This is a genomic window from Bradyrhizobium quebecense (assembly GCF_013373795.3).
GTDB classification, from domain to species: Bacteria; Pseudomonadota; Alphaproteobacteria; order Rhizobiales; family Xanthobacteraceae; genus Bradyrhizobium; species Bradyrhizobium quebecense.
On sequence record NZ_CP088023.1, the window covers coordinates 146793 to 173459 of the forward strand.

A 26667-nucleotide genomic window follows, 5' to 3' on the forward strand; every position below is an offset into this window, starting at 1 on the left:
TCGGCCCTCATCGCGATTTTGGCCTTTGCAGGTTTTTCAGCAGCGCTTCCGACACGCGGAGGCTTGGCGCGGTGCCAACCGAACGTTCAGATCGAGGTCCGCCGGCATTCCCCGCGGTCCTCTGCGCATCGAGTTTCGCCCGCAGCAGCGCCATGACCATCGGCCAGGTCGAGAATTTACCGTCCCTCGCCCTGTCGGTCAGGCTGCGGAGATACCCTCCGGCGCTGTTGATCTGATCCGCCCGCTGGTAGATCGCGGCCAGCGTGATCGCCGCATGCTGTTCACCCATGGCCTCACGTGCTTCGCGCCAGGCGCTGGGACTGATCCCCAGTAGCGGCCGAGCAATCTCCGCCGCCGCCAGGAAGTCACGCCAGTGGCGGATTTCGCCGCCTCGTACCAATTCCAGCAGATTCGGACAGGCATCGAGCACGATTCCCAAGGGCAGCTCACGTTTCGGCAAGCTCCGAACGTTGTCGGTTTCCTCGACGGTGCAGCGCGCTTCAACTTGTTTTGGAAGGCTATATTCAGATTCAAAATTAGGATCTGGATTTGAATTCTGTATGTGACGACCAGAATGGGACTCATTGGCGTCCGGATTCTGTGATTTCGTGAATGTTTCCAGCTCCGCGCGTATGTCCGCATAGAGCGCATGCAAATCCATGCAGACGTCATCTAGAAGCTGCCTGGGCGCCGATCGTGGTAGCCGACCGATAATCGTCTGGTAGTTTTGCTGAACCCTACCCCAGTTGCCTGGCACCCCCTCCTCAATGCCGGCCTCAATCAGCTTGACGATGTCCCGGCGCAGCAGCGTGAGGCGTTCCTTTGCAACACGGAACGCCTTCTTCTCGGCCCCAACAGCCTCCGCTAGGTCCTTGAACTCCTCAGCCCGAGCCACGATCGGCGAGAGGTCGAAGCCATAGGCCTGCTCGATCTCCCCGCTCCGGCCCTTCCGGGCGAAGCGCTTGCCGTTCGGGCTGTCGCGCCGGACGACTAAACCGCAGTCGACCAGCACAGCGATGTGACGCCGCAGCGTCGTCGCCGGCATGCCGTTGGCCCGCGCCATGAGCTGCACGTTTGAGGGCCAAACCACGATCTCGGCATCCCCCGTGAGCGCCGTCTCCGGATGAAAGGTCAGGAGCGCGTTGAGAATCGTGAGCGATCGATCCGTCGCGCCTAGAAGTTCCCTCGCCTCCCGGATGTTCTGGAAGACCTGCCACTTGTGCACGATCGCTTCGGGCTTCGCAGTCCGTGCAGCCATCTGATTTGAGATTTGGCCGAGCGTCATCGGCCGCCGCCCGAAGGGCGTCGTTGTAATGTGCGTCTCCATTTTTCTTCACCTATCGCTAGGCAAAAGAAATCTGCTCGCCGAAACAGCGCTTATTCCCTCGCGGGACTCTTGACTGCGATTCGGGGAAGTGCGATTCTCAACACTGCTAGGTAGACGAGAAGGGCTTCCGGAATTCGTTTCGGGGGCCTTTTTCTTTTGCGGTTACGTCCTTTCCTTCGTTGCACACAGTGGCAGGGCGACTTTCTTGTCGCCTGCAAGGCCAAAACCTTGGCAGCTGCCAAGGTTTTGGCCCCGGCCTCATTCACCGGGCTTGCCCGATGAACCGTTCGACGAGCTCTGGCAACTCCTGACGAAGAAAGGTCGCAAACGCCGCTCCTTGCTCATTTTGCACCTGAATCCTCACGCCGGAGCGCCCGAAAGTGGCCTTGCCAATCACCGGACCGTTCGTCGCTTGGAGTGAGATCTCGTCGGTTGCCTTCCCATCATCCACCTTGCTTGAAGCCGCGGCGAGAGCGCTCTGAAAGCGTTCGTCGGACGACGAAACCTTGGCAGTTGCCAAGGTTTCTCTTATCCGATCCCCCGCTGCGGCATCGCTCTTGACCAACGACGCCAGCAAGGTCCATCGCGGTCGACCCGTCTTCGGAGCCCGGCCGATCGACCGGATCACGTCGTCCGGAACGACCTGAACGACCGTTCGAAACTTCGTCATTTCCGCATCATCAGCTTTGACCGCAGCCTTGATGTCCCGCGGCCTGAGCCCTTGCGCATCCATCTGAGCGGCAAATAACGCGCGCTCAATCCAGCTGAGGTCTTGGCGCTCCGAATTCTCAATGCCCTGGACCAATGCCAATTCGTGATCACTCAGGTCGGCCACCAGTGCGCGGATCGGCATCCCAAGCTCGCGGGCCGCCCGCAGACGCCGGCGTCCGTAAACGACCTGGTAGCGACCGGGATTCGACGGATGATTACGGACAAGGATTGGAACTTTCTGTCCTTGCTCGCTAAAGGACGTCTTGAAAGCTCTGAAATCCGCCTCGCCGTCGTCGGGCAAACGGTCGATAAACGGGGAGGGGTCAATTGTGTCCGGCGCCAGCTTTTGGTCGCCGCCCTTCGCAACAAGCGCCTGTAGGCGATCGCGCTCCTCGCGCATCTCCTGGAGCGTGCGCTGGGTCGCGCCGATGATACCCGCACCAACCCTGCCGAGCGGACGTGGTGGCTCGCCATGTCCGGATGCGGGCGGCGAATCTCGTTCTTCGGCCGCGTTCGCGGACAACGCGCCGAAGCTAGCGATGATCGACTTGCCTCCCGGCTTCTTAGTCATGACCGTCCCCAACTTTGCTTGATCAGATCGAGAATCCTATCGTTCACAGCGTCCATGGAATCTTTGGCGCGCCGGAACGTATCGCGCCCGATATTGCCAGACTCGAGTTCGTACAGCGTTCGCTTGGCGAGCCCTGCGCTCTCAACTGCAGTGCTTTCAACCGCGGTTGGCGCTAGGACATCATCGGCAAACAGATGCCGCAACAATGAGACGACCTGCGCCTGCGCCTGGTCGTTCGGATCGTGGCGGGTGATGAGGTAGTGCAGAAAGTCCTGCTGAAGCCGTCCGCCGGCGTCGCGAATAGTCCCGATGAGGCCTTCCATCATCAACAGGAACTGGCTCATCGACATGACGTCGAGCATGGCTGGATGAACGGTAACGATCATGCCAGTCGAGGCGTAGATGGCGCCGAGTGTGAGGAAGCCTAGGGATGGCGGCGTATCAAGCACGACGACGTCGTAGGCGTCTTCCACCTCCGCGATCGCCAGACGCAGCCGCTCGAAGAAGATTTCATCCTTTGGTGCTGACCTCGTTGCGAGCACACGCGGTGTTTCGTGCTCGTATTCCATGACTTCGATATTGCCCGGAACAAGATCAATGCCGGGGAAGTAGGTCTTGCGCACGATATCGGCCATCGGCCGGCGCTCCGGCCCATAGCGTAGCGTAGCGTAAATCGTCTCATTCTCGCCGACGTCAACCTCCGGCTGCGCACCGAACATTGCCGAAAGCGAAGCTTGCGGATCGAGATCAATCGCCAGAACGCGGTAGCCATTCAGCGCTAGGTAGTGGGCGAGGTGCGCAGCCGTCGTCGTCTTCGCACTGCCGCCTTTGAAGTTGACGACGCCGATAATCTGCAGGTGGTCGCCATCACGCCGATGGGGGAGAAAGCGGAGCGCTTCTAACGGTCTCTGCTCCGCAAGCAGACGCCTGAGTTCGTTGACCTGGTCGAGCGTGTAAACGCGATAATTGTTGTCGAGGCGTGTGGGCAGCGGCCCCTTGCCCTCCGACGACAGGGTGCGTAGCAACGCACGCAGCGTCGCTTCGGAGAGCGAGATCAGCTTCGAGACTTCATGCGTCATGAACCGCCGGAGGGTCTTTTGCGCCTCGGGCGGGTACATTTTCTCGCGAATCGACTGAAGCTGACCCGACAGCAACGCGGCGTGCCGTATGATCTTGTCTTCGGGTGCTTCAGGACTCGCAGCAATCGCACTTTGCCTTCGCATTCGAACTTGAACCCTCTTTTCGGGTTATAGCCCGCAAATCGCCATCAACCCGATTTGAGGATGGACATGATTTTGCGATTCCGTCCAGCCAATTAAAGTTAACGAGGCGTTAACCCTCGTGCCAGAGTTGCACCTCTCAGCTGGGCTAGTCTCCTGAATCATCAAACGAATTCAATGCCATGCCGGCGCGCGGCCGTTTATAAACTCCAGCCGAGACACTCATACTTTTATTAGGGTTCAAAGCCCAAATTTCCGCGTTGCGAGACCGTTTTCGGGGCCATTTTGCCCCGACTCACCCCCGCAGGCGCGAATCGCACTCATAATTTCATTAGTCGCGCCGCCCTGACGATGATGGCCTTTAGGCCTCCGAACTCGAGAGATTCGGAGCAATACGCATGCGGGCAATCGCCGTCCCACCCAAAACATACAGTAACTCGGCCGTCCTGCTCGATTCGATGCATAGATTTCGCGCCCGCGCCTTCCGCGAGCGTATGAACTGGGAGGTCGAGGTTCGGGACGGCCGAGAAGCCGACCAGTTCGACAATTGCCGGCCGACCTACATCCTGACTTTATCCGATCGGAGCGAGGTCACGGGCTGCGCCCGATTGCTGCCGGCGACCGGACCGAACGTGCTGTCGGTGCCCCTTCCTGAACTCATAGCGTCGGGACTGTTCAAGCCCCACGCCGCTATGATCGAGAGCTCGCGCTTCTGCGTCGATACGTCGATCGAGGCGGGGAGGGGCAGGGCAGGGCAGGCGCTCCATGACGCCACCTGGACGATGTTCGCCGCGATCATCGAATGGTCGATGGCGAACGGCTATTCCGAGCTCGTCACCGTGACCGATGTCCGCATCGAACAGATCCTGCGCCGCGCGGGATGGCCCATGGCGCGGATCGGAGAACCCAAGCCGATCGGCAATACGGCGGCGACGGCGGCCCGCTGCCCACCGGCCAGGCGAGCTTCGAACGTGTGCGGCCGGAAGGTTACGCCTTTTCGATCTACCCGCTCCGGCATGCGGCTTGAGGGGAGTCCGTCGCGATGACGCAACTGCGTTCCCATCCGCGCCTGATCCGCAAGCTGCAGGAAGCCCTCGGCGACCAGCTCTGCGTCGCCCTCGATGATGCTTCGGTGGTGGAGATCATGCTCAACCCGGACGGCCGACTGTTCATCGAACGGCTCGGCCACGGCATGGCTGCCGCCGGGGAGATGACCGCGGCCGCCGCGGAGATCGTCATCGGCAGCGTGGCGCATGCGCTCAATTCCGAAGCCGACGACGAGCAGCCGATCATCTCCGGCGAATTGCCGATTGGCGGCCACAGGTTCGAGGGGTTGCTGCCCCCGATCGTCAAGGCGCCGACCTTCACGATCCGCCGGCGCGCCTCGCGGCTGATACCGCTCGACGACTATGTGAAGAGCCGGGTGATGACGGAGCGCCAGGCCGACATCATTCGTAACGCCGTCGCCTCGCGCCTCAACATCGTCATTTCTGGCGGCACCGGCTCCGGCAAGACGACGCTGGCGAACGCCGTCATCGCGGAGATCGCCAAAACCGCACCGGAGGATCGCATCCTGATCCTGGAGGACACCGCCGAGATCCAGTGTCCGGCCGACAACATCGTCGCGCTGCACACCAGCGACACCGTCGACATGGCCCGGCTCCTCAAGAGCACCATGCGGCTCCGGCCCGACCGCATCATCGTCGGCGAGGTTCGCGACGGCGCCGCGCTTACTCTGTTGAAGGCCTGGAACACGGGGCATCCCGGTGGCGTCGCCACGGTCCACGCCAACACCGCCGAGTCGGCCCTGCGCCGACTCGAGCAGCTCACTGCCGAAGCGAGCCAGCAGCCGATGCGTGAAGTGATCGGCGAAGCTGTCGACCTCATCGTCTCGATCGAGCGGACCACGAGCGGCCGCGTCCTGCGCGACATCCTCCACGTCGAGGGCTTCGTCAACGACCGCTACCAGACCGAATCCTATGTCCCAAAGGCGCAAGCCGATGTCGTCTGAACGCCTTGCCGCCCACATCCTATTGGGGCTCGCGCTCGGCCTCCTGATCGCTCATCCGGCGCTTGCCTCCTCGGGCGGCAGCCTGCCGTGGGAAAGTCCGCTCGAGCAGATCCAGAAATCCATCACCGGCCCGGTCGCCGGCTTCATCGCGCTCGCGGCCGTGGCGGTCGCCGGCGGCATGCTGATCTTCGGCGGCGAGCTCAACGATTTCGCGCGGCGGCTGATTTACATTGTGCTTGTCGCCGGCATCCTGCTCGGTGCTACGCAGATCGTCGCCCTGTTCGGCTCGACCGGCGCCTCGATCGGCACGGTTGCGACCGCCACAACGGCCGCCCCCGTCTCGCCCGGCAGCCGGGCAGGGGAGGCGGCACATGGCTGAAGCCGGCTCCGCTCTCGCCCGCTCGCGCATTCACCGCGCCCTTTCGCGCCCCAACCTGCTGATGGGCGCCGACCGCGAACTCGTGCTGCTGACGGGGTTTGCGGCCGTCATCCTGATTTTCGTGGTGCTCACCTGGTACGCGGCGCTGTTCGGCATCGCGATCTAGACCTTCACCGTCGGTCTGCTGCGGATGATGGCGAAGGCCGATCCGGCGATGCGGCGCGTCTACATGCGTCATGTCGGCTACCGCCAGCTCTATCGCCCGACCTCATCGCCCTGGCGGCGCTTCTGAGGATCGAGCATGGTTGCGCTGCATTCCTTCCGCCATTCCGGTCCGTCCTTCGCCGATCTCGTGCCTTACGCGGGACTGGTCGACGACGGCATCGTCCTGCTTAAGGACGGATCGTTGATGGCCGGCTGGTATTTCGCCGGGCCGGACTCGGAGAGCTCGACCGACGCCGAGCGCAACGACGTCTCCCGCCAGATCAACGCCATCCTGGCCCGCCTCGGCTCGGGCTGGATGATCCAGGTCGAGGCGCTGCGCATTCCGACCACGGACTATCCCGCCCGCAAGGACGGCCATTTTCCCGACGCGGTCACGCGCGAGATCGACGAGGAGCGGCGCGCGCATTTCGAACGGGAGAGCGGACATTACGAAAGCCGCCACGCCCTGATCCTGAGCTGGCGGCCGCCGGAGCGGCGTAAGTCGGGGCTCGCCAAATACGTCTATTCCGACAAGGACAGCCGCTCGGCGAGTTTTGCCGACACGGCGCTCGGCAATTTCAGGGCCTCGGTCCGCGAGATCGAGCAATATCTGTCGAACCTGCTCTCGATCCAGCGCATGCGGACCCGCACAGTCGAGGAGCGCGGTGGGTCCCGCAGCGCACGCTATGACGAACTCTTTCAGTTCGTGCGCTTCTGCATCACCGGCGAAAACCATCCGGTTCGGCTGCCCGAGGTCCCGATGTACCTCGACTGGCTCGTCACCGCCGAATATCAGCACGGGCTGACGCCGACGGTCGACGGCCGCTATGTCGGCGTGGTGGCGATCGACGGCCTGCCGGCCGAGAGCTGGCCCGGCATCCTGAACATCCTCGACCTGATGCCGCTGACCTACCGCTGGTCATCGCGCTTCATGTTCCTCGACGAGATCGAAGCGCGCGAACGGCTCGAGCGCACCCGGAAGAAATGGCAGCAGAAGGTCCGGCCCTTCTTCGACCAGCTGTTCCAGACCCAGTCGCGTTCGGTCGACCAGGACGCCATGGCCATGGTCGCCGAGACGCAGGACGCAATCGCGGAAGCCGCCTCGCAGCTCGTCTCTTACGGCTACTACACGCCCGTCATCGTGCTGCAGGATCACGATGCCGAACGGCTACGCGAGAAGTGCGAGGGCATTCGCCGGGTCGTCCAGGCCGAGGGTTTTGGCGCTCGCATCGAGACGCTGAACGCCACGGAGGCCTTTCTCGGCTCGTTGCCCGGCAACTGGTATGCGAACGTCCGCGAGCCACTGATCCACACCCGCAACCTCGCCGACCTCCTGCCGCTCAATTCTGTCTGGTCGGGAAGCCCGGTCGCGCCATGCCCGTTCTATCCGGAAAGTTCACCGCCGCTGATGCAGGTCGCATCCGGCTCGACGCCGTTCCGGCTGAACCTTCACACCGACGACGTCGGTCACAGCCTGATCTTCGGTCCGACCGGCTCGGGCAAATCGACCCTGCTGGCGCTGATCGCCGCGCAATTCCGCCGCTACAGGGACGCGCAGATCTTCGCCTTCGACAAGGGCCGGTCGTTGATGCCGCTGACGCTCGCGGCCGGCGGCGATCACTATGAGATCGGCGGCGGGGCCGGGGAGGGGATACAGTTCGCCTTCTGCCCGCTCGCCGAACTTGCGACCGACGCCGACCGCGCCTGGGCGTCGGAATGGATCGAGACACTCGTGGTGCTGCAGGGCGTCAGCGTCACGCCGGATCATCGCAATGCCATCTCGCGCCAGGTCGCCCTCATGGCGGCGGCACCGGGACGGTCGCTCGCCGATTTCGTGTCGGGCGTGCAGATGCGCGAGATCAAGGACGCGTTGCACCACTACACGGTCGACGGCCCGATGGGGCACCTGCTCGACGCCGAGCGCGATGGGCTGACCCTCGGCGGCTTCCAGACTTTCGAGATCGAGGAGCTGATGAACATGGGCGAGCGCAGCCTCGTGCCCGTGCTCACCTATCTGTTCCGGAGGATCGAGAAGCGCCTGATCGGCGCACCCAGCCTTATTCTGCTCGACGAGGCCTGGCTGATGCTGGGTCATCCCGTCTTCCGCGACAAGATCCGCGAATGGCTGAAGGTGCTGCGCAAGGCCAATTGCGCCGTCGTGCTCGCCACCCAGTCGATCTCGGACGCCGAGCGTTCCGGCATTATCGACGTGCTGAAGGAATCCTGCCCGACGAAGATCTGCCTGCCGAACGGAGCGGCGCGCGAACCAGGAACGCGCGAGTTCTATGAACGCCTCGGCTTCAACGAGCGCCAGGTCGAGATCGTCTCGAACGCGATCCCGAAGCGCGAATATTACGTCACCTCTCCCGCCGGCCGGCGTCTGTTCGAGATGGCGCTGGGTCCGGTCGCGCTCGCCTTCGTCGGCGCGTCCGGACGGGACGATCTCAAACGCATCACGGAACTCAAGACAGCGCACGGCCGCACCTGGCCGGCAAACTGGCTCCAGACCAGGGGGATCGCTCATGCCGATACGCTACTCGCCCATGACTAGATTGGAATTTTTGCGCGGCGCGGCGGTCGCGGCCATGGCGCTGCCGTTCATGGCGAGATCCGCCGTCGCCGGCGGCGGCGCCCTCAGTGGCGGCGCGACCGAGTGGACGCAGATGCTCAACAACAGCGAACTCGTCTCGCTGGTCGGCAAATCGGCCGAGCAGGTGAACAATCAGATCAGGCAGATCACGCAGCTCGCCGAGCAGATTCAGAACCAGTTGAAGATCTATAGCAACATGCTGCAGAACACCGCGCAGTTGCCGAACCACGTCTGGGGACAGGTCCAGAACGATCTTAACCAGCTCAGGAACGTCGTCAGCCAGGGGCAGGGCATCGCCTTCTCGATGGGCAATATCGACGATGTGTTGAAGCAACGCTTCCAGAGCTACGCCGACTTCAAGACCAGTCTGCCGAACAACGCCAGCTTCTCGCAGACCTATCAGAACTGGTCCTCGACCAACCGCGACACGATCGGCGGCACGCTGCGCGCCGCCAGCCTCACCGCCGATCAATTCTCGAGCGAGGAGGCGACCATGTCGCAGCTCCGCACGATGTCGGAAGGCGCCGACGGTCAGATGAAGGCGCTGCAGGTCGGCCACCAGATCGCGACACAGCAGGTCGCCCAGATGCAGAAGCTGCGCGGGCTAGTCTCGCAACAGATGACGATGATGGCGACCTGGTATCAGTCGGAGCAGGCCGAGAAGGATCTCTCCCAGGCGCGCCGGCAGGAGTTCTTCAAATCGACGGCGCCGTCGATGTCGGGCGGGCAGGAGATGCGTCCGAGATGGTGACGGCCTCCTTTCTCACCCGTCCTTCGACGGTGCTTGCCATTGTTGTCACAGCGGCCGTCTTTCTTCACACCGTCGGTCCGGCAATCGCCGCCGCGGATGGGGGCGTGCTGACGACGGTCGAGAACCAGGTGGTCACGGCCGCGAAGGGGTGGGAATCGACCGTCACAAACGCCGCAAAATCGCTGTTCTGGATCCTCGCCGGCATCGAGGTCGGCATCGCCGCGGTCTGGCTCGCCATCCAGGCCGCGACGATCGAAGCCTGGTTCGCCGAGCTCGTGCGCCGGATCATGTTCATCGGCTTCTTCGCCTTCGTCCTGGCGGAGGGGCCGAGTTTCGCCAAAGCCGTGGTCGACAGCCTGTTCCAGATCGGCGGCGGCAGCGGCTCGGCTTCACCGGCGAACGTCTTCAATGCCGGCCTGACGGTCGCCTCCGCCATGTCGCAGAAGATTTCCTTCGGCGTGTTTCAGGACAACGCACTGGCGCTCTCGGCCTCGCTCGCCATGATCGTCAGCGTCATCGCCTTTTCGCTCGTCGCGGCGATCTTCCTTGCCGTGCTCGTCGAGATGTATGTCGGCCTTCTCGCCGGCATGATCATGCTCGGCCTCGGCGGATCGTCCTTCACCAAGGACTTTGCGATCCGCTACCTCGTCTACGCCTTCTCGGTCGGCATGAAGCTCATGTCGCTCGTCATGATCGCCAAGATCGGTTCCGACGTACTGATCGGCCTCGCCCAGGATACGTCGGTCGGCGACCAGTACCAGACCGCGCTCGCCATCGCCGGCATCGCGGTCGTCGTCTTCATCCTCGCGATGTACGTGCCGTCCATCGTCCAGGGCGTGGTTCAAGGCGCCTCGGTCAGCAGCGGCATGGAAGTGATCCGGCACGGCGCGCAGGCTGCGAGTTTCGCGGCCGGAGGCGCTGCCCTCGCGATGGGCGGGGCCAACGCCGGCGCAGCGGCCTTCTCGGCGGCGCGCGCGAGCGGCTCATCGGTCGGCGGCGCCGCCCTTGCCGGGCTGCGTGGCGCGGCCTCGGCCGGAGGCGCGCTCGCCTCGGCCGCCCACGACAAGGCGATCGGTGCGCCCGGCGCCTATGCCGGATCTCTGCTCGGGCTCGCCAACGCCAAGCTTGAGAAGAGCGGCGGCGGATCGCCGCCCCCTCCGCCCCAAAAACACGAGAAATGACGGAAGAAACGCGTTTTGGCCTCCCCCAACAGTCCCGAAAATCCCTATATCGCCGCACGGCAGGAATGGACCGAGCGCTACGGCTCCTATGTGAAGGCCGCCAGCGCCTGGCGCATTGTCGGCATCGCGAGCCTCGGCCTCGCGCTCATGAGTACGGCCTATGCGCTCTACCAGAGCACGAAGGTCAAGCTCGTTCCCTACATCGTCGAGGTCGACAAGCTCGGTTCGTCCGTAAGTGCGGGCTTTCCGGCCCAGATCGAATACGCCGACCCGCGCGTGGTGCGCGCCACGCTCGCCGGCTTCATCACCAACTTCCGATCGGTGACGCCGGACACGGTGGTGCAGAAGCAATATATCGACCGCGTCTACGCCATGCTGCGCACGACGGACCCCGCGACCGAAAAGGTCAACGCCTGGTTCCGCTCGAGCTCTCCCTTCGACAAGGCCAAGACCGCGACGGTCGCGATCGAGGTCAACAATGTCGTGCCACTGTCGCCGCAGTCCTTCCAGATCGACTGGACCGAGTATGAGCGCGACCGCAAGGGCAAGGAAGTGGCGACCCGGCGCTTCCGGGGCGTGGCCAGCGTCGTGCTGATCCCGCCGCAGGATGAGGCGGTGATCCGGCTCAACCCGATCGGTCTCTACCTCAAGGATTTTGACTGGACCGCTCAGATCTGAAAGGCGCGCCCTTACCTATGACTGCAACAAGACCAACATTCCGGGCGGCCCTTCTGATCGCGACCGCCCTCGTTTCCATCACCGGCCTCCACAGCGCCGATGCCCAGAGCCTCAACCGGAAGGAAGCGAAGGGGATGGATATCTCCGGCCAATGGCGCGGCCGAACCGGGCTCGTGACGCGCGGCGCCGATGGCAAGGTGATCTTCCTCTATGGCGAAGTGCAGCCATCTGTTGTCTGCTCACCGCTGCAGGTCTGCGACCTCGAGCTGGAGGGCGGGGAGGTCGTGCGCGACGTGCTCGTCGGCGACACCGTGCGCTGGAAGGTCGAGCCCGCGACCTCCGGCGCGACGGGCGGCCAGGCGATCCACCTCATCGTCAAGCCGACCGAGCCAGGCCTCGTCACCTCCATGGTGGTGACGACGTCGCGACGGACCTATCACATCCAGCTCAAGTCCCACGCCACGCAGTACATGGCGCGGGTCGGCTTCGACTATCCCGAGGACGTGTCCTCGCGCCTGGCGGATGTGAACGCCCGGATCGAGACGGGCGGCGCCGGCGTGCCGGCAGAGCAATTGAACTTCAGCTATTCGGTCTCGGGCAGCGCGGGCTGGCGGCCGACTCAAGTCTATAGCGACGGCACCAAGACGTACATCCAGTTCCCGGAGTCGGTCGCCTCGCGCGACGCGCCGGTCCTGTTCGTAGTCTCGGGCGGGCAGAACCGCATCGTCAATTATCGGATGAAGAGCAACATGATGATCGTCGACTATGCGGTCGACAGGGCCATCCTTGTCTCCGGCGTCGGCTGGAGCCAGGAAAAAATCACGATCCAGAGGCGAGGGTGACGGCATGATCCGCCCTTTCTTCTCCACCTTTCGCCCGGCACGCGCGGCCGCCTTCTTCCTCACGGCCGCCCTTCTTTCCGGATGCGCGACTTTCGGAACCGGCGGACTCGTTGCCAGCACCGCCCCAGCCGAACTCTTGGCCCCCGCTGCTTCGGCCGTCGCCGGTGATCTCGTTCCACGCCTTGCCGAACAAATCGGCCAGGGAAAGGCGACGATTGTCCTAAAGCCCGACGGCTCCGCCTTCGGTTCGGCCCTTGAGACTTCGCTGCGGGGCTGGGGTTACGCGGTCACGACCGATCAGGACACCAAGGATCCTAAAGCCATCCGGCTCGCCTATGTGCTCGCCTCCATGGACGGACAGATGCTCGCCCGCCTCTCGACCGGATCGATCGAGATCGGTCGCGTCTATTCCACGACCGCGACCAGCGCGCTGCCGGCAAGCCCGGTCTCGGTGATGAAGCGCAGCTGAGGGGAGGGGAGGCATGACCCAATCTCTGCAGCTCGGCGGCGGCTCCGGCGGGACGGGCGCGCCGAAGGACATTCGCCGTCTCAACCGCCTGCCGATCATCGCCGCGGCCGTGCTCGGCATCGTGTTCCTCGCGGTGATCTTCTACGGACTGACCTCGCGGGGACTTGTATTCCGCTCAACGTCCGACACGGGTTCGATCGGCGGCGCGCCCGCCACGACCTTCGCCGATCAGATGAAGCGCGGCGTTGCCGACGGCCTCATCGGCGACGGCCAACAGCCTCCGCCCGCGGCGCCGACGCCCGAGCCGAAACCTGCCCCGCAAAATCCCTTCGTCCCGCAACAGCCTGCCGTCGCCGAGCCGAGGGGCGGCGCACTCGAATCCGAAGAAGCCTGGCGGGCGCGTCTGGCCCGCGAAGGACAGGAACAGCTCCTCCGGGAGCGGCAGCGCCAGAGAATGGCGCGTCTGCAGGCGAGCAACATCGCGCTGGATTCGCCGCTCGCCATCGACACGCAGAAGATTAAGGCTGCGTCGGCGGCCACGTCGCCGGCGAAACCGGGTGCGATGACACCGGCCTCATCCTCGCCGACCGACCTCTACAGCCTGGCGCTTCTGACCGGGCTCAACGGCCAGAACCTCGATCCCAACGGGCAAGCGAAGAAGGAGACTTTTTTCAACTCCGACCTCGCCAAGCTCGGCTATCTGCCGAACCAGGTCGTTCCCCCGCGCTCCTACTATGAGCTGAAGCGCGGCTCCGTCATCCCGGCGACGCTGATCACCGGCATCAATTCCGATCTGCCGGGCCGCATCACCGCTCAGGTCAGCCAGAACGTCTTCGACAGCGCCACTGGCTACCGCCTGCTCATCCCGCAAGGCACGAAACTGATGGGCCGCTACGACAGCAAGATCTCCTTCGGCCAGAGCCGCGTCCTCGTCATCTGGACCGACATCATCTTCCCGAACGGTTCGACGCTCCAGATCGGCGGCATGGCCGGAACGGACGCGGAAGGCTATGGCGGCTTCACCGACCAGGTCGACAACCACTACTTCAAGACCTTCGGCTCCGCGATCCTGCTCGCGATCATCGGCACGGGCATGGATATGGCGGCCCCGCAAAGCTCGACGCTCGCGACGCAGCAGACCGCGTCGGACGCCGCAAGGCGGAATTTTGCGGAAACCTTCGGCCGCGTCGCCGAGCGCACCATCAACAAGAACCTCGACGTGCAGCCGACGCTGGAGATTCGCCCCGGTTATCAGTTCAACGTCCTTGTCGATCAGGACATCGTGTTCCCGGGCGCTTATCGGGGCTGATCACACGCAATGCGACTGAAGCCGCCATCGATCGCGATGCTCGATCCACCAGTTTCTGCAATCCGGCCTCTAAATTTTCGCATTTGTTGCGCCAATTATAAATAACAAGCTACGTCAAACTGCATGAGACGCGAGGAGAGTGGAACGACACCTATGCACCAACGTCATAACCACGAAAACAGGAGCTTCGCCGAGTTGGCGAGTCAACTTAATCTATCTGTCCACGATGTGTCATGAGGATCTCGCGGTGAACCGAACCGCGTAGCGCTTCACGTTGAACCCTCGCGACAATGTGCACAAGAAGCGGCGCAGCGAAAATCGTTGTGTGGCGTGGAAGATCGCCAGCTTTTACCGTTCACAGTCGGCACCACCACCAGACATCAATCTCACCATCACTGCGTCCTGCGCCGAATCGAGCCGGGTGCTCGCCGCCAGAAAGAAGTCTTCAGAGAAATAATGGATACGAGGAGAATGGACCTAAAAACCTGGTTTCAGCGACTGACGGACGTCACTTCTGCCGCGAGAACGCAGGAAGTTCTGAGGGACGCGCTGCCGGATCTCGTGGAGGAATTGGGCTTTGACTGCTACGCCTATCTCTACATCCAGCCATCCAGAACTTATGCCTACTCGAACTATTCGCCGGAGTGGCTGAAGCACTATTTCGACAGCGACTACACGACGATTGATCCGGTCGTAAAAACCGCCAGCACGACTTTGCGCCCATTCACCTGGTGCTCCGGAGGCTCCCGCCATTCGGAAACGAAGGAGGTTCGGCGTTTCTATTCCGAGGCCGGCGACTTCGGGATCAGATCGGGTATCAGCATCCCGATACGGACGGCCTGCCGGCACATGTCGATGCTGACGCTCGCATCGAGCAAACCGTCCTTGACCCTCGATAAGGATATCGATCAGATCGCCGCCGTCACGGCGGTCGCGTTCCTGCATGCCAAGCTTGAAGAGCACAATGCGAAGCCGACCGCGCAGCCAACTTTCGAGCTGACGGCCAAGCAGACCCTCTGCCTCAAATGGTCGGCTGAGGGAAAGCCGATGAAGTCGATCGCCACCCTCGAAAATATGTCGTTCGCGACCGTGAATTTTCATCTCAACAACGCCCGCAAGGTGCTCGATGCGGGAAGTCTCGCCCAAGCCACGGCACTCGCGACGAAGCTCGGCCTGATCTGACCGCATCCTGCGCCCCTGGATCTATAGGATGAAACGGCCCCCAGCGCTGTGAACGCAGTGGGACCATTTCGAGTGGGCGCCCGACTGAGGCTGGGGCCGAGAATCAGGTGCCTACAACACAAGATCAAACACGCAGATTTTCTGCGCTGCTCTTACCACGCCTTTGATCCACCTTGACCTCGTAAGAGACTTTCTGCCCCTCACGCAAGTCTGAGAGGCCAGCCCGCTCAACCGCGCTTATGTGCACAAAAACATCTTGACCGCCGTCATCCGGCTGAATGAAGCCAAACCCCTTGGTCGCGTTGAACCACTTCACAACACCTGTCGCCACCGTCCGTCTCCTACTTAAGCAATCGCGTTGACAGTAAATCAGCTTGGACCATTCCCGCAAGCCGACCGGTGTTGATCGCTCAGCTTGTCACCCGTCTGGTGCCATGCATCGAATGGGATGCCCCCGGGCGGTTCATCGTTCTCGGCGACATGGAATTGGACAACGTCTGATCGATCGCGGGCCATCGCGCCTACTGCCACTGCAAGCGTCACATTGCACTACTGAACGCTGACCGCTGGCCGGACGGGCTGTCCGACATCGAGCCGCGGTTTGCCGGTCAGGTCTGCGCCTGCTGCTTTCGAGCGTCCGAGTCGACAGCCGGCGGAACTCGCCGGTAAGTGAGGGTCTACTTGACCCAAATCAATCTGCTTCAGAACTCCTATGGCCTTCTGCTTGGGGGGCGAACGACACGAGACCCAGGAGTTTGCGATGAGGATCAGAACGATAGCCTTTGCAGCAACCGCAGTTCTCTTAACAGCATCAACACTTGCCTACGCAGCGGAGACCTCTTCCACGGTAGGAATGGGGCATCCTAGCGCCGCCGACCTCAACGCCTTGACGGATGCGCGCGTCGGCATGATCAAGGCCGCCTTGCAGCTTACGCCCGATCAGGAAAAATACTGGCCGCCCGTGGAAGGGGCCATCATCCGTGCGAGAGCGAAGAACCGACAAGTCCGCTTCGAGCGGGTGGCCGAACTGCGCGATAGCAGCCCAATGGAAGCGATTGGTGAACGCAATCCGGTCGAACTTATGCAACGTCGAGCAGAAATACTGAGTCAACGCGCGGTTGACCTCAAGAAGCTCGCCGACACGTGGGAACCGCTTTATAAGACGCTAACACCGGACCAGAAGAAGAGGATGGCATTCGCGACATACGCGGCGATGCGCGGGATGCGAGATGCGATTGAACATCAGATCGAAACCGAAGATGACGACGACTAGACTACCTGGCGTGACGCGTCGCGGAGCAACAAGTTTTGGTCCGCGACGATCGTCGATACACGCAATCCGGAATCAACGCATTTGATGGCGCGCCGGTGCCCTGACAATTTCGGCGATGCCCGACGTCTCAAAGGCCAGATTGATGTAGTCGGCCACCTCGTGACGGCTTTAGGCCGGCCAGATTGGCGATCTGGGAGATGATCTTTCAGACATATTCTCTCCAACAAAAGGCCGGCAGAGATGCCGGCCTAATTGATTGGAGAAAAGTATTAGGACAAGGTCAGTATCTCGCCGCGACCGGAGCGCCGTAGCCGCCAAAGCGATAATTCAAGCGCACGGTGACCATATCCACGTCCTGGCTGATCCGGTCGTTGAGTACGGCAGCGAGGCGGGGATCGGCCACCGAGAAGGAGTTATTTGCGTGCCCCATCCACAGATGGTCGTACTCCGCACCGATCGACCAGTTGGGGGCGAAGCCATACTCAAAGCCGACACCCAAGGTGCCGCCCCAGCGCGTGCTATCCGCCGAGACCAAACCGATCCCGGTGGTGTTGTCGAATATGGTCAGGCGATTGCTGGTCACAGCAGCGCCGCCCTTCACGTAGAGCAGCGCCGAATTCCAGGCCCAACCGAGCTGGCCGGTGAAGAGACCGATTGCATCAGTCTTCGCGGTGGTCGAGAGCGTCGGATCGAAAAGGCTCACGCGCGTGTTCTTGATGTCGGCCCAATCGCCTTGAGCTTCCAATCCAAATACGAACTGATTGGTTTGCCAGCGATATCCAATTTGTCCACCGGCCACGCCGCCGGAACGATCACCGCAGCCGCTCGCGACGGTCCCCACAGCAGTGACGAAATCTACGCAGTTGTGGCTTTGGCCCCAGCCGCCGTTGGCGCCGATGTAGAAGCCGGTCCAATCGTAAATCGGAGCCACCATCGGCGGAGGCGCCTTGGTGTAGGGACGGGCCGCTAAATCCGCCGCGCTTGCCGGTACCGACAGGCTCAGCGCCATCGCGCCAACCAAAATCTTCTTCATATGTGTTTCTCCCAGTCCGCTTCAGTTGTCCCCGAAGCGTTGAGGCCAGGCAGGAGCGCCTACTTCACTATTCCAGTTCTAATTGTAGGGGAGATGCTGCCGGTAGGCTGTACCGGCGAAGCCACACTCGCCGGCCAAGTTCGAGGACAAGCTATTAATACGACTTAAGAATTGCCATTGCCGAATCTTGATACCCCCTATCAGGCTTGCCGCCGCAGGTCGGCATCTTCGGTCTTATGCTGGGCAGCCTCGGCTATGCGCTGCTCGGGTCCCTCGCGTCACCTTGCCGTCGGACGGACTTCCGCGATCTCGCTGATGATGGCGGGCACGGTAGGCTGCTTTGAATTGCGCCAGATCAAGTGCGCTCATGCGCCCGTTGCCTAAAGTTCCCGAGTTCACCGCCACGTCCATTTTGTACGGAGTTCTGCGATGTTGATCAGGACTACCACAGTGAGCCGCCCTGCGGTTGATGGGCAATTGGCGGCCCTTGCCGGCCAGCAGATCATCTGTAGCGAATTTACCTATCGCAGAGGGATGGAAGTATTTGGGGAGGGAGAGGAGGCCGAGTACGTCTACCAGATCGTCTCTGGTACAATCCGGACCTACAAGATGCTCTGCGATGGCCGCCGGCAAATCAACTCGTTCCATCTCGCGGATGATATGTTCGGGCTTGAGAATGGGATAATTCACCGCTTCACCGCCGAAGCAGTGACTCAGGCCAAGGTTCGCATCACGAGCCGAAGCAGCCTGCTCGATACGATTGCGCAGCGGGAGCCGGGCCAGGCAAGCCTTCTCAACCTCGTCACGCGTAATCTTCAGCACGCCGAGAACCACATGCTTCTGCTAGGACGAAAGACGGCGCTCGAGAAGTTAGCCGCATTCCTTCTGGAAATGGACGAGCGGCTTGCTCATCCGAACGTCATGAGCTTGCCGATGAATCGCCGCGACATCGCCGACTATCTTGGATTGACCCTCGAAACCGTGTCGCGCGCGTTTTCGATCTTGCGTGATGATAAGATGCTAAGGTTCGATGGACAAACCCAGCGTCAACTCGTTTTGCTGGATCGGGAAGCGCTTGTGCAGCTCGACGCCTGATCGTGCGAGCACGGCAACGTTCAAGTGCTGCGAGCTGACTTTGTACGGTCACGCCAATTCGTCCGTCGATGTCCTGCTGAAGCGTATGTTTTTGGCGCGCTCTTTCCGGCGCAGACTCGTCGGCTGCAACGAGCTCGACCGGGTTCGGACCTGCCTCGCCTACTGGATGTCGACGAGAAGCTTTTATCGAGGCGCAATATACTGTCGGTTCCCGATCAAAGTCTGGCCATAAATACGAATGCAAGGACCGCCAAAGTTTAACCCAGGTAGCTCTGCCTACGTTGCCTGCCGCGGAGTGAGTTGAGCACCCGCGCAGCCGTGTTTGCGCCAGCCAATCTCACTCATGCTGCAGCCCCAGGCCTTGTGCTCGAACACCGGCCAGTAGCGCTCGGCGAACTTCCTGTCGAACCCGCTATTGTGCGCTATGACGATGACTGCATCGTCTACGAAGGTCGCGGTGGCCGCATCGTCGAATCTGTGACCGGCCACCATCTCGGCGGTGATGCCCGTGAGTGCCGTAACGTCCGCCGAAAATAGAACCACTCGGCTCGTGGAAGGCGGAGAAGGTGTCGCGGACGCCGACGATCCGCCCGTCCGGCGTATAGTCGAACTTGAGCATCCCGAACTCGATCATCTCGTCTCTGGCGTGATCGAGGCCGGTCGTCTCGGTGTCCACTAGGACGCTGGTCTTGCAACCTGCCCGATGGTCGGCTGGGACGCGGCCCGCGGTATCAGGCGCCGCAACACTCGGTAGTCGGCCGACTGGCTCAAAGCCTCGGCCATCGCGGCCAGATCCGATGCGTCCTGAAGCATATCTTTCAGGGAATGCGATCCGATAGGCTCGGTAAGGTCGTACAATACCGTGTCCGCAGTGCACGGGGTGGCGCAAAGCCGCGCAATTCGTCGCGCCCTCGCCGGCATGTTCACGATTTTCGGCGACCATCCGCCGTCCAGAGCGGAACGGCCCTCCGTCAGGCGACTTGATCTCCCGAAGAGGCATAAATTCGGAGAGGAACCATGAAGACGATATTGGCAATAGCCTGCCTGACCGCACTCGCCTTCGCGTCGCCGGCGGAAGCCAAGGGATGCATTAAGGGCGCCATCGTCGGCGGTGTCGCTGGCCACATGGCCGGCCATGGCAAGCTCGGCGCGGCGGCGGGATGCGTCGTCGGATATCACGAAGCCAACAAGCAGAACCCGAACAACTCGAACGCTCAGGCTCCCTCGGGCCAGAAGTAGCGCGCGAGCACCTGGGCTGCGCCGTGAAGATCAGATCTCATTCCGAGAGCCACATCGTCGAGCTCGACGATGGCTCGCGCTGGAAGATATTTCCCGGCGACCTCGATCTGACGCTGAACTGGAAGCCCGTGACGGAAATCGTCGTCATGCCGGCTGACGATGATCTCAGTTCTCACCTGCTGGTCGGCGGAGACGCAAAGGTGCGGGCGATCGCCGAGGGCGAAAGCTGGTCGGCAGGTGAGGTCAAGGCGGTGCTGAAGGAAGGATAGGGATGTGCAGCGCGGCGGCCAGACCTTCAGAAAAAGTCTGCAGCGAGGTTCAGGCCATAGGTCATCGCCGCAAGAAGGGAGAGCAAAAGGCCTGCGCCGCAAAAGATCATGATGGTCTTGAGCCCATCGGAGCCGCCGACGTCCACGCTCGCGGAACGCAACAGCACTTTGGCGAATGCGATCATCGTCGGTCTCCTCGAGAGTAAGCGGCGTGACGAGGATAGCCGAGGGCAGCTTCGGCGAGTGTGAACCAGCTCTCAGGTCCGCTGGATCTCGATCGGGTGGGTAGCTTGCCCAGTGGCAGCCTTTTTGAGGGCATCCCGCTCCCGACAGAGATTATCGACCTTGGCTCGCATCCGGACGAGCAGCAGTTCAGCGGATGCCGTCGGGACGCCGGCCCGCTGCAGCATCCGGATCTCGCTCTCCTGAGCGCTGAGCTGCACTAATCAGCCCGAGGAGTATTTCAGCCGTTTGCGCTGCGCTGAGATCGGTATCCACCATCATATTGCTGGCGGGCTACGCGCAGGTTTTTGAGCTGCTTTGGCACCGTCCTAATCTTCGTAGTCGATGGAGCCGGCTGCCCCAGCCCGGCTGGCTGGGGGCCGTGGGCGGCCGAGCCGGGGCAACGCCTCGCTGGGCGGCGGGCCAGTGTGGCGCTTCCCTACGCTACGCCGCGTATTGAGCTATTCAACGGAGAACCGTAGCGAAAAGCGGCGGTTGCAACGCGAAGCGCAGCCCGGAGGAGCGCGATCGCGGCTGGCGGTGCAAGCGCTTCACTCCGGGCGCAGTCGCCCGCGCGCCTGTGTCCCGCGCTGACTTACTGACCATGTCAGCGAAAGAATGAGGCGGAGCTACGACCTGTGCCCCGCCGATCGATGCCGGAAAATGGCGGATGCGCCGCAGCAACTTAATCGCGTCGCTTTCTTGATCGCGCTCAAGCCACAAGGGTGCCTCAGCGATTCCCTGGCTTCTTCAGGTAAAGAAGCCAGGGATGCTTCCACTCGGCGCCGCCCACGCGGAATAGGCAGCATCGTCAGGTTGTATCAAAACGCAGCTTCGCGCCATTAGCCATTGGGGTTAGCGACTTTTGTCGGCATGGCACTGGATCTCCCCGCCAGCCCAGCCAAAAGCCCCTCCCGGGGCGGCTTTCGCGCGCCCTTGGGTTGCATTAAGATTGAAAGCCGATGTTTGAAGCAGTGGGGAAAATATCATGGAAGACGCCCTAGAACGGGCCTACCCATGAAACCGCTAATCGGACTTATCGCGCTGCTCTTTACGACCGGCGCATTTGCACAAGCCGCTCCCCCGAAGGCGGCTAAAAGGCCGCCCGTTCAGATCAGGCCGCAAGCGCCAATGGGTTGCAAACTGGTCGGCACGGTCAGGGGCACCAAGATCTGGGCGGGCGACTGCATTGCTGCGGCACCCGCCGCGGAAACTCCACCACCGCCATCACCCCCGCCTGCACCGCCTAGTGGCCTCAGCGCCCCTGCAGAGAAGCAGTGATTAGGCGACGTTCCGCCGGCCGGTTGAGAATCGGTTGAGGCAAAGAAATGACAGTCGTCGACCTAAAGGAGCTAGCCCGTCTTATTCGTCAGAGGGCGCCTGAGAGGCTGGCGAGCGTGGTGTAAAGCGCTGATGCGGCGTAGGATTCGGTTGCGAAGCCAACCCCATCACCTCAACCGCGAACGCCACGCCCGCCATGACCGACGATATGATTCTGCCCTTCTCGTTTCCAGCCGTTCACGCCAAGAAAGTCACAGCTGCCTTCGATGGCGGTCGGCTGACCTCGAACGGGGACGTGATGCTTCTGGCGATGGCCGAGCGGCGTCTCGGCTTGGCCGACAATTTGGCCCGCGTGTTCCCGGATCGGCGCGATCCGACGCGGGTCGTGCACAGCCTTGTCGATATGTTCCGCGCGCGCATGTTCGCGATCTGCTGCGGCTACGAGGACGCCGACGACCTCGATCATCTGCGGTCCGATCCCGCATTCAAGCTGGCCTGCGGACGGCTGCCGGACACGGGTCGCGATCTGTGTTCCCAACCGACGCTGTCGCGGCTGGAGAATGCTCCGCGCCTGCGCGACGTGATCCGACTGACCTACACTTTGGTCGACGCATGGATGGATAGCTACCCGCGCGAGCCGGCATCCGTCACGCTTGACATCGATGATACCTTCGATGTCGTCCACGGCCATCAGCAGCTCTCGCTGTTCAACGCTCATTATGACGAACGCTGCTTCCTGCCGATCCACGTCTACGACACGGAGAAGAGCCGGCCCGTGGCGGTCGTGCTGCGGCCCGGCAAGACGCCGGGCGGCGTCGAGGTGCGTGCCCATCTGCGCCGCCTGATACGGCATATCCGGACGCGGTGGCACAACACGCGAATTACGTTCCGTGGCGACGGGCACTATGCCCGGCCGGAGGCACCGGAGGCAATGGCGTGGTGCGAGACCAACGGCATCGACTACATCTTCGGTCTGTCCGGCACCAAGCCGCTCGCCAGAAAAGTCGACGAGGCCGCCGACGGCATCCGCACGCGACGCGCCATCGAGAACCTGCCGGTTCTGCGTGGCTATACCGAGACGCGCCACAAGGCAAAGTCCTGGGATCGCGAACGACGTACCGTCGCCCGTATTGAGGCGACGATGCTCGGCCTCGACATCCGTTTCGTCGTCACCAGCCTCGATGTCGGCTCGGCCGAGTGGATCTACGACAGCCTGTATTGCGCGCGCGGCCAAGCCGAGAATCTGATCAAGGTGCATAAGACACAGCTCGCCTCCGATCGCACCAGCTGCCGTTCGGCGCTCGCCAATCAAGTCCGCCTCGTTCTCGACACCGCCGCTTATTGGCTGATGCTGACCGTGCGCGACGCGATTCCCAAAGCCCGGGAATTGGCCACAGCCGAGTTCGCGACGCTGCGTCTTCGTCTCTTGAAACTCGCTGCCCGTGTCGTCGAGACCACGAGCCGCATTCGCCTTGCGTTTGCCGCGGCATGTCCCGAAGCCGACCTGATCCGCGGCTTGCCAGGCGCGCTGCTGCCGCTCGGTCCTTGACCGGCGGGGCGTCCGCCCCCCGTTCGCCCAACCCATCCCTCAAGCGCGTTGCAAAGTACCGGTCGTCAGGCGGTGAAAGCCGAAGGCAATCCCGCGCGCCTCGTCAGAGCAGATGTGCGGCCACATCAATCGGACTAAAAAAACGCACTCTCACGAATAGGACGGGCTAGCGGAAATGGCGGTACAGCTAGAGCATGATGTGTTTATACGGAAACGTACCCTGAATTTTTGAGATAGTTGGCGCACTCCTCCTTGGAGAAGCCGTTGGGTCGCGCTACGGCAGATGTTCTGCCGGCCGAGGGTCATTTGTTCGACCTGCTCGAACCGGAAGATGTGGCGCCGGAATGGAAACGCTGGTCGCCGATTCTCCTGCGGCCGGAGGGTCTTTATGGTACTCGCCCGGCAAAGGGCGGCAACAAGGCCGCCAAGCTCAAAGCCATCCGAGAGGCCCTACGCACCGCCCAGCAGGTTTGGCTCGCCACCGACTGCGACCGCGAAGGCCAGCTCATCGGTCAGGAAATTCTCGAGCATTACAATTACCGCGGCCGGGTGCTCCGGGTACTATTCACCGCGCAGGACGCGCAGACCATCCGCGACGCGTTCGTGCGGGCAAAATCCAATGCCGAATATGCCAGGCTTTACGCCGCGGCCGTCGCCCGACGGCAGGCGGACCAGATCTACAACCTGTCGCTCACGCGCACCGCGACCGTCATCCTGGGGCAAGGTGCTCGGCGTGTGATCGGGGTTGGTCGCGTGAAGACGCCGACCTTGGCGATTGTCTGCACGCGCGAACTGGAAATCCGAAACTTCGTGCCGCTCTCCTATTTTGAGGTTGTTGCGACCGCGAAGGTTGCCGGAGGGCAATTCCAGATGCGTCACGCGCCGCAGGAGCGGATTGTCCGTCGCGAGGTCGCCCAGGATATCGTTAATGCAGCTCAGGGCTTCGAGGGCGCGCTTGCGGTGCGCGTCGAAGAAAAGCGGCATGGGCCACCCAAGCTGCACGATTTGCCGTCACTACAGAAACTGTGCGGCTCTCGCTTCGGCTGGCCGGCCAGCAAGACGCTCGAGGTGGCGCAGGAACTCTATGACGGTCAGAGCAAGAAGATCATCACCTATCCGCGCGCGGAGGTACGCTACCTGCCGCAGAGCTTGATAGCGGACGTTCCGAAGATCGTGACCGGACTGCAGGTAGGCCAAGCGTTCAGCGCAATCCCCATGCCAGAGCCTCCGATGATCCGCAAAGGTGCAAGCGGCAGTTTCTACGATAAGGGACTGGAGGGCGCGAGCCATCACGCCGTCATTCCCAATGTCAACACGATCGATAAGCTGCGCGAGGTCTGGCTTCGTCTGTCATCCGATAAGAAGAAACTGTTCGACCTCGTCGCGCGGGCCTATCTGGCAGCGCTGATGCTCGACTTCCGCTATCGGCAGACAAACGCAACTCTCGACGTCCATGGCTTCGAGCTCCGCGCCTCCGGCCGCCAGAGCATCGATCTCGGTTGGCACGCAGCATTCCCGGACTGGCAGCCCGTCGACGAAAATGGCGATGAAGCACAATTGCTTCCGGAGCTGCGCCAAGGTGAGACCGCACAACTGCAGAATTCCAAAATTGACGACAAGGAAACTCGGCCGCCGCCGCGTTACAACGAAGGCACCCTCATCGATGCGATGCAAAATGCTTGGCGCTTCGTCGACGACGAGCCCCTTCGGCAACGCCTGAAGGAAGCCAAGGTCAATCTGATCGCCTACAACCTGATCCGCATCCCCAAACTGGTTGCAGCGTAGCCAACTTGGCGTCCAGACCACCAAAGCGCTTCAAACTCTCAAACAAATCATCCCAACAATGGCACCCGCGACAGAACAAACGTAAGCGCGAAGCCGATACCCTGGCTTCAGAGTTAGAATGAATGTGCGAAGAAGCCTCCGGCTTGGAACGGAGGTTTGGATGGGATTAGACAGCAAAAAGGACGTCCATTTGGGCGGCTCACCGGTGGGGCCGGTGAGCCGGCTGGAGCGAGGCGCCGGCGCAGGCACGGGCTGGGGCGGCAGGTGCACGACATCCGGTGCCGACGGGCGATTGATCGGGCGAAGATCAATCGGAGCGCGCGGCGCAGGAGTCACGATCGGCGGCGTCGGAATGCGCGGCGGCACATAGGTCGGCGCCGGCACCGGGATACGTGGCGGCGGAACGTAGGTCGGCTGCACCGGCGTCATCCTCGCGGTCGCATTGGACATTCGTTACAACACGCGGAATGTGTGTCATCGACGGGCGAGATTTCCTCGCGACCGTCTTTCAGCTCGGAAATCCTGATGCAAGCCGAGGCGTACTTGGGAGACTATTTGGCCCGGCAATCCTTCGTTATGCTGATCGCGCCTGGTCACTCCCGGCCACTGATACCCAGGGACGGATCGGGTGCTTTGACCTAGCCCGGCAGGACGACGAGGTCATCGCGGCACATGCCGCCAACGAGCTTGTGATCGGCGGCCGTTATCAGACTCGGTTCTCCTCGGCATTCCTGGTACGGGCACCAATTGTCCCAAAGTCCATCCTCGCGGTCGAGCGGGTCGACCATCGCGGCTACGTATTGCCGGAGATCAACATCACGCTGGAGAAGGCGTTGGGTCGTTAAAGGCGATCCAGTCGTCTCGGACCGGCCCAAACTCAATCAGCTAACCTCCGCCCAACAATCGTCGTTCTCATAAATCCGCACGCTCTCGCAATCAGGAATGCGCTCAAAGAACCAACTGGCAATGATCTCGGCGGTCGGGTTCTCCAGTCCTTCGACATCGTTGAGAAGTCGATGATCGACCAGTTTAATCAACGGCCCCACCTCGGCATCCATCTCAGCGAAGTCCTTCACGAAGCCCCTACCGTCCAACCCTCCCTGCATCACGACTTCCATGCGGTAGTTGTGTCCGTGTAGATTCTTGCACTTGTGGCCATCGGGTAGATTGGGAAGGCGATGAGCGGATTCGAACCTATAGGTGCGCCCAATCCGCGTTGTGAGAACGACATCATCGCCGTCACTCCGCGAGCGCCTCTCAGAAACAATGCGCTGGGAAGAAAAGTGCTTGTTCATGGTATCCCCATAAGCTTGTGCGCCTGAAGAATCACTCTCCAGAGCAAATTACTCAGGCAATAGGCGATAGCCAACTCCGTATCTCATTTGCGGTAAGGCCCATGCGAACCGGCCGCACCTCACAAAAGGCATCGCCGGACTAATGCGGCGGTCGCGCAAGCGAAGGCTGCAAAGGAAGAGCGCAAGACCGCGCGCACGACA

At 62.0% G+C, this 26667-nt stretch carries 26 protein-coding genes and 2 pseudogenes; 20 read left to right on the plus strand and 8 right to left on the minus strand.

From position 1 onward, the window contains the following. Positions 1-7: 7 nt before the first annotated feature. The 3 genes from repC to repA all read right to left on the minus strand — a co-directional run bounded on the left by repC (position 8) and on the right by repA (position 3832). On the minus strand, positions 8-1327 hold the full coding sequence (repC, locus tag HU230_RS42090; protein WP_176535490.1) for a plasmid replication protein RepC: 1320 nt from the start codon (positions 1325-1327) through the stop codon (positions 8-10). Positions 1328-1589: 262 nt separating this feature from the next. Continuing rightward, on the minus strand, positions 1590-2609 hold the full coding sequence (gene repB, locus HU230_RS42095; RefSeq protein WP_166218025.1) for a plasmid partitioning protein RepB: 1020 nt from the start codon (positions 2607-2609) through the stop codon (positions 1590-1592). After that, positions 2606-3832 carry a plasmid partitioning protein RepA gene (gene repA / locus HU230_RS42100; RefSeq protein ID WP_166218028.1) on the minus strand — a complete coding sequence of 409 codons (1227 nt, stop codon included), beginning with the start codon at positions 3830-3832 and terminating at the stop codon, positions 2606-2608. The genes repB and repA overlap by 4 nt, the downstream gene beginning before the upstream one ends. A gap of 395 nt (positions 3833-4227) precedes the next feature. Between repA and traI the strand changes: the two genes are divergently transcribed. The 12 genes and pseudogenes from traI to HU230_RS42160 all read left to right on the plus strand — a co-directional run bounded on the left by traI (position 4228) and on the right by HU230_RS42160 (position 15425). Next, complete coding sequence (traI, locus tag HU230_RS42105; RefSeq protein ID WP_312022737.1) at positions 4228-4875, plus strand: acyl-homoserine-lactone synthase; 648 nt, start codon at positions 4228-4230, stop codon at positions 4873-4875. Then, positions 4872-5840, plus strand: coding sequence for a P-type conjugative transfer ATPase TrbB (gene trbB, locus HU230_RS42110; protein ID WP_166218031.1), 969 nt, complete (start codon positions 4872-4874; stop codon positions 5838-5840). Before traI ends, trbB begins: the two co-directional genes overlap by 4 nt. Further along, positions 5830-6219 (plus strand): TrbC/VirB2 family protein, encoded by a 390-nt coding sequence (locus HU230_RS42115; RefSeq protein WP_166218034.1) that lies wholly within the window; start codon positions 5830-5832, stop codon positions 6217-6219. Before trbB ends, HU230_RS42115 begins: the two co-directional genes overlap by 11 nt. Further along, positions 6212-6511, plus strand: a pseudogene (locus HU230_RS42120) (conjugal transfer protein TrbD). The gene HU230_RS42115 and the pseudogene HU230_RS42120 overlap by 8 nt, the downstream one beginning before the upstream one ends. 9 nt (positions 6512-6520) lie before the next feature. Further along, positions 6521-8974 (plus strand): conjugal transfer protein TrbE, encoded by a 2454-nt coding sequence (locus HU230_RS42125; RefSeq protein WP_176535491.1) that lies wholly within the window; start codon positions 6521-6523, stop codon positions 8972-8974. Further along, positions 8946-9764 carry a P-type conjugative transfer protein TrbJ gene (trbJ, locus tag HU230_RS42130; RefSeq protein ID WP_166218040.1) on the plus strand — a complete coding sequence of 273 codons (819 nt, stop codon included), beginning with the start codon at positions 8946-8948 and terminating at the stop codon, positions 9762-9764. Before HU230_RS42125 ends, trbJ begins: the two co-directional genes overlap by 29 nt. After that, complete coding sequence (gene trbL / locus HU230_RS42135; protein WP_166218043.1) at positions 9758-10945, plus strand: P-type conjugative transfer protein TrbL; 1188 nt, start codon at positions 9758-9760, stop codon at positions 10943-10945. Before trbJ ends, trbL begins: the two co-directional genes overlap by 7 nt. Before the next feature lie 15 nt (positions 10946-10960). Beyond that, positions 10961-11623: a conjugal transfer protein TrbF gene (gene trbF, locus HU230_RS42140; protein WP_166107241.1), complete on the plus strand. Its 663-nt coding sequence runs from the start codon at positions 10961-10963 to the stop codon at positions 11621-11623. Positions 11624-11640: 17 nt separating this feature from the next. Next, entirely contained in the window at positions 11641-12465 is an 825-nt protein-coding gene (gene trbG / locus HU230_RS42145; RefSeq protein ID WP_166107238.1) for a P-type conjugative transfer protein TrbG, read from the plus strand. A gap of 4 nt (positions 12466-12469) precedes the next feature. Beyond that, positions 12470-12934, plus strand: coding sequence for a conjugal transfer protein TrbH (gene trbH / locus HU230_RS42150; protein ID WP_166107236.1), 465 nt, complete (start codon positions 12470-12472; stop codon positions 12932-12934). 13 nt (positions 12935-12947) lie between these two features. Then, positions 12948-14243 carry an IncP-type conjugal transfer protein TrbI gene (gene trbI / locus HU230_RS42155; protein ID WP_166107234.1) on the plus strand — a complete coding sequence of 432 codons (1296 nt, stop codon included), beginning with the start codon at positions 12948-12950 and terminating at the stop codon, positions 14241-14243. A 471-nt stretch (positions 14244-14714) separates the two neighbouring features. After that, a complete protein-coding gene (locus tag HU230_RS42160; protein WP_166107311.1) occupies positions 14715-15425 on the plus strand; it encodes an autoinducer binding domain-containing protein in 711 nt (236 codons plus the stop codon). 124 nt (positions 15426-15549) lie between these two features. Here the strand turns inward: HU230_RS42160 and HU230_RS42165 are convergent, their stop codons facing one another. After that, positions 15550-15756 (minus strand): cold-shock protein, encoded by a 207-nt coding sequence (locus HU230_RS42165; RefSeq protein WP_166218049.1) that lies wholly within the window; start codon positions 15754-15756, stop codon positions 15550-15552. 429 nt (positions 15757-16185) lie between these two features. Between HU230_RS42165 and HU230_RS42170 the strand changes: the two genes are divergently transcribed. Further along, positions 16186-16698: a Spy/CpxP family protein refolding chaperone gene (locus tag HU230_RS42170; RefSeq protein WP_224944386.1), complete on the plus strand. Its 513-nt coding sequence runs from the start codon at positions 16186-16188 to the stop codon at positions 16696-16698. A gap of 280 nt (positions 16699-16978) precedes the next feature. Here the strand turns inward: HU230_RS42170 and HU230_RS42175 are convergent, their stop codons facing one another. After that, positions 16979-17731, minus strand: a complete 753-nt coding sequence (locus HU230_RS42175) for an outer membrane protein (RefSeq protein WP_166218055.1) — start codon at positions 17729-17731, stop codon at positions 16979-16981. Between the two features lie 197 nt (positions 17732-17928). Between HU230_RS42175 and HU230_RS43565 the strand changes: the two are divergent. Both HU230_RS43565 and HU230_RS42180 read left to right on the plus strand, forming a co-directional pair. Then, positions 17929-18067 (plus strand): annotated as a pseudogene (locus HU230_RS43565) (SulP family inorganic anion transporter); the annotation flags it as partial. Positions 18068-18160: 93 nt separating this feature from the next. Further along, complete coding sequence (locus HU230_RS42180) at positions 18161-18826, plus strand: helix-turn-helix domain-containing protein (RefSeq protein ID WP_176535494.1); 666 nt, start codon at positions 18161-18163, stop codon at positions 18824-18826. Positions 18827-19102: 276 nt separating this feature from the next. Here the strand turns inward: HU230_RS42180 and HU230_RS42185 are convergent, their stop codons facing one another. Then, positions 19103-19369, minus strand: coding sequence for a hypothetical protein (locus tag HU230_RS42185; RefSeq protein ID WP_224497273.1), 267 nt, complete (start codon positions 19367-19369; stop codon positions 19103-19105). Positions 19370-19843: 474 nt separating this feature from the next. Here HU230_RS42185 and HU230_RS42190 point away from each other — a divergent pair, with 474 nt between their 5' ends. Next, positions 19844-20065, plus strand: a complete 222-nt coding sequence (locus HU230_RS42190) for a hypothetical protein (protein WP_166107228.1) — start codon at positions 19844-19846, stop codon at positions 20063-20065. 23 nt (positions 20066-20088) lie between these two features. Next, positions 20089-20334, plus strand: a complete 246-nt coding sequence (locus tag HU230_RS42195; protein WP_176535495.1) for a hypothetical protein — start codon at positions 20089-20091, stop codon at positions 20332-20334. A 26-nt stretch (positions 20335-20360) separates the two neighbouring features. Here HU230_RS42195 and HU230_RS42200 read toward each other — a convergent pair whose 3' ends face one another. Continuing rightward, positions 20361-20519: a hypothetical protein gene (locus HU230_RS42200; RefSeq protein WP_166107226.1), complete on the minus strand. Its 159-nt coding sequence runs from the start codon at positions 20517-20519 to the stop codon at positions 20361-20363. 1514 nt (positions 20520-22033) lie between these two features. Between HU230_RS42200 and HU230_RS42210 the strand changes: the two genes are divergently transcribed. The 3 genes from HU230_RS42210 to HU230_RS42220 all read left to right on the plus strand — a co-directional run bounded on the left by HU230_RS42210 (position 22034) and on the right by HU230_RS42220 (position 26016). Next, on the plus strand, positions 22034-23386 hold the full coding sequence (locus HU230_RS42210) for an IS1380 family transposase (RefSeq protein WP_176535496.1): 1353 nt from the start codon (positions 22034-22036) through the stop codon (positions 23384-23386). 306 nt (positions 23387-23692) lie between these two features. Continuing rightward, on the plus strand, positions 23693-25171 hold the full coding sequence (locus HU230_RS42215; RefSeq protein WP_248114221.1) for a DNA topoisomerase: 1479 nt from the start codon (positions 23693-23695) through the stop codon (positions 25169-25171). 467 nt (positions 25172-25638) lie between these two features. Then, positions 25639-26016, plus strand: a complete 378-nt coding sequence (locus HU230_RS42220; protein ID WP_166218064.1) for a hypothetical protein — start codon at positions 25639-25641, stop codon at positions 26014-26016. Between the two features lie 36 nt (positions 26017-26052). On the opposite strand, the gene HU230_RS42225 is transcribed toward HU230_RS42220, so the two are convergent. After that, positions 26053-26466, minus strand: a complete 414-nt coding sequence (locus HU230_RS42225) for a 6-pyruvoyl trahydropterin synthase family protein (protein WP_166218067.1) — start codon at positions 26464-26466, stop codon at positions 26053-26055. Positions 26467-26667: the final 201 nt, after the last annotated feature.